Annotated in this window: 2 protein-coding genes and 1 pseudogene; all 3 read left to right on the top strand. The window is 57.0% G+C overall.

What is annotated here, in order from left to right:
* A pseudogene (locus AA75_RS52275) lies at positions 1 to 180 on the top strand (IS5/IS1182 family transposase); the annotation flags it as partial.
* Positions 181 to 353: 173 nt separating this feature from the next.
* Entirely contained in the window at positions 354 to 1,622 is a 1,269-nt protein-coding gene (locus tag AA75_RS47780; protein WP_149038316.1) for a putative adhesin, read from the top strand.
* Between the two features lie 55 nt (positions 1,623 to 1,677).
* Positions 1,678 to 1,839 (top strand): hypothetical protein, encoded by a 162-nt coding sequence (locus AA75_RS49640; RefSeq protein WP_158515551.1) that lies wholly within the window; start codon positions 1,678 to 1,680, stop codon positions 1,837 to 1,839.
* Positions 1,840 to 1,897 lie beyond the last annotated feature (58 nt).

The following is a 1,897-nucleotide window of genomic DNA, read 5'->3' as shown; positions in this document are numbered from 1 at the left end:
TACGGTCATGGGGCTTTCTCGCATGTCCGACGGCCTGGTCTATCCGGAACTCTAGTTGCAGAGGCGCCGGCCGACATCAAGGGCCTGGGCAAACTCCGCTACGTGGTGGAGCAGACCTTCGCCCTGCTCCACCAGTCAAAGCGTCTTGCCGTCCGCTGGGAACGACGCCTCGACCTCCACGACGGCCTCGTCTCCTCGGCCTGCTCGCGAATCGCTGCCCTGACGTTCCATCTTTACTGCCCGGCGCTCCTCCTCATAGGCGTTGGAGGGATAACTTGCAACCGTGATAGTACGGACGTGCTGGTGGATCCAAACCTCGCGAGCTTAAGGCACTTTGAAGGGATTTAGCAATCGTGAAGGATATATTCATTGCAGGGCATGGAATTCTTGAACTGGGCGCTCCCTACAATCTTCCCGCCTGGGTCGAGGTGTCATATTACGCCGACGCCGGACAAATCCTGCTCGGCGCCAATGCCATCGCAGCCCTTGATTCTTCCGGAAAACTCGGAAGTCGCCAGACATCCGTGGGAAAGGAGGATCGAACCGTCCCGAACTATACGATAGAGCCATTTACCGACCAGGAAATTTGTCGCGTTTTGGCAGGGAAGCGCAAAGGGGTGAAGCTTTATATTGCGGGATACTCGGCGCCTGACGATCCTGAAATAGGAGACCTCAAAGCGAAGGGCCCAATTGCTTTTAACTTCGCCCTGCGTCAGCTACGCAAGGATCATCCGGGAGAAGATCTTCACGTGCACCTGCTGCACTGTAGGGTGGAGAATCTGGATAGGCATCCACGGGACGAGTTGAATCCCCTTCGCACAGTGTCCTTCGGAACTGAACCGATGGAAGAGATAGACAAAACTGCCAGAAAGAAGAAGGCCCTTCCTGAATTTGCTCCGGACGACCAGAGGCGCATACCGAAGCGGCGGCGAAAAGTTCAGAAGATGGCGGACACCTATACGAGCGGCGACCCGCACAGTGCTCTGCAGCATCTCATCATGAGCCCCGAGGCGGAAGCTTCTCAGCTCATGTCCCTGGGCGCAAGAGGCGATCTGCTATGGGATGCCGTAACTCCTAAAGGTTGGGAGGAGTATAAAGCCAGCGGGGCGAAGTACTTTGCGGATGTCCTAAAAGATTCCAGCGTGCTTTATTCTGTCACTCTATGGGAGGCTGCGCAGAATGTGCAGTATCGCAACGCATTCTATTCCTATCTGAACGGGCCGGCGGAAGGAATAACTCCGGAAATTCGCGCGGCGGCTGATCTCTATTTCTATATCGCGCCAATCGTTGCGAGGTGGTCAATAACCGATGAGGAGATCGAGGAGGTGTCCCGATTTGTCGAGGATCACATCCCCCCGCCTCCACTCCCATCGGAAACCCTTTCGGCGTGGCAGGGCCTTTGCTATCTGAAAGAATATCTAAAAGTGGGAAACTTTGACGGTATGGCCGCGATTGGATACGAAGAAGTCACCGCTGAAAACGCCGCCGAAGCAGCGATATCACTTCCATCCGAAATGCTGTCGACGGCCAATGAAATGCTTACCGACCTCTATTCGTGGAGTGGACTTCAGCAGGCTTGGGAAAGATTTCCTGAGGATGTGTCGAATGCTCTCATTCGATGACCCGGCGGCGAACTGGGACGACGAATCCGCTGGCGGGATCCTCTCCTGAGATCGGGTGGAGACGGAGACGCTGGTCGAGGCCTTCACGCTGGGAGGCAACGGCGCGGTGGAGTTCGCCAGTGGAACTTCACTCGGCCGGCTCGCGGCGGACTCGACGCAGTTCCTCGCGCTGATCGCCGGTCAGCGCTTCCGCCGGCCCCGGTCGCTGCGGCCCTGATTGACCCAGCCCCGCAGAATATGATAGGAGCGTACTACGGCGACCGTGGTGTGCGTCC

Origin of the sequence: Kitasatospora sp. MBT63, from assembly GCF_000710465.2 — a bacterium.
GTDB lineage: Bacteria > Actinomycetota > Actinomycetes > Streptomycetales > Streptomycetaceae > Kitasatospora.
The sequence above is the reverse complement of the archived record's forward strand: the minus strand, read 5'-3'. Positions and strand labels throughout refer to the sequence as shown.